We start from the raw sequence: 428 nt of genomic DNA on the forward strand, positions 1-428 counted from the left end.
GGGGAAGCCCCATTCGTGCTGGTAGAGCACGAAGAGCGGGCTTCCGGCGCCGGCTCCGAAGGCGACCGCGATCGAGGCGGTCACCACGCCGAAGGTGGCGAGGGGCCGCCCGGAGCCGGACGGCCGGGCCGGCGCCGGACGCCCCGGTGGGGAAGTGGTCGTACGAGACGTGACTGCGGAAAGTTTCACTGCGACTCCTCGTGCCGGTCGTCCGGACGGGTCGGTGCCGTACCGCCCTGGAAGGCCGCATCGGCACGCGGAGCGCGCGCCGACGCGTGCATGGCGGCGCTGGACAGGGCGGTCTGACGGGCGACGCGCGGCCGCGCGCGGCCGTGGTGGAAGGCGAGGGCGGCTGCCGGGCCGGGGATGGGCTCGGGGAGGTGTCCACTGCGCGTCCTCGCCGTTGAGGCAGCCCGTGACGGGGCCGG

At 75.7% G+C, this 428-nt stretch carries 1 protein-coding gene and 1 pseudogene; both read right to left on the bottom strand.

All coding sequences use genetic code 11. The features are described 5' to 3' along the window. A pseudogene (locus LQ326_RS47485) lies at positions 1-189 on the bottom strand (MFS transporter); the annotation flags it as partial. After that, positions 186-428 (bottom strand): hypothetical protein (locus LQ326_RS47490; protein ID WP_372497152.1); only part of this gene is annotated, 243 nt, incomplete at its 5' end. The gene LQ326_RS47490 and the pseudogene LQ326_RS47485, both read right to left, overlap by 4 nt.

Origin of the sequence: Streptomyces shenzhenensis (genome assembly GCF_021462265.1) — a bacterium.
In the GTDB taxonomy this organism is placed as follows: Bacteria; Actinomycetota; Actinomycetes; order Streptomycetales; family Streptomycetaceae; genus Streptomyces; species Streptomyces shenzhenensis.